Source organism: Vibrio sp. 2132-1 (assembly GCF_033344315.1).
Genome location: NZ_JAWPON010000808.1, coordinates 1 through 530, shown reverse-complemented (window position 1 = coordinate 530; position 530 = coordinate 1). Strand labels below are relative to the sequence as shown.

Sequence of the window (530 nt, the reverse complement as noted above, 5' to 3'; positions counted from 1 at the left end):
GCACAACCGTGCAATGTCGCTATCACCGTTGCTAGCTTGTTTTATCCGCACGCGATATTCATGACTAGCGTACCAACTCAAGCTTGTACAACCGTACTGAGATAACGAGTTCAAAAAAAATGGCGACCACTTGGCCGCCATTTTTCATTTCTTTTAATTTATAGCGTTAGCAGATAGTTCACCAATTCGCTGTACTCGGCATAGCTACGGACTTCATTAGGAATAACGATGTACTTGTTATTCACAACGACGCCAGGAACGCCGGTCAGAGTGCTCTCTTTGAACTGCTTATCGAAACGCTTTTGCATCGAACTAACCGCAAAGCTGTTGTACGCCGCGTCAAATTTGTTGCCATCGACACCGTTGTCCGTGAAGACTTTCTTTAACTCGTCTTCGTTTTTCGGTGCTTGGCGCTTTTGATGAATTTGCGCGAACATCGCAGGCACCATTTTATCTTCAACACCTAGCGATACCATGGCTGCGTAAGATTTTGCCATTGGCACTGCCATGTCTGCGCCCATAAACGCCAC

At 46.2% G+C, this 530-nt stretch carries 1 protein-coding gene; it reads right to left on the bottom strand.

Annotation, left to right across the window (positions count from 1 at the left end):
- Positions 1 to 158 precede the first annotated feature (158 nt).
- Positions 159 to 530: thiol:disulfide interchange protein DsbA/DsbL (locus R8N47_RS28130; protein ID WP_318186471.1), on the bottom strand; the 372-nt coding region annotated here is incomplete at its 5' end.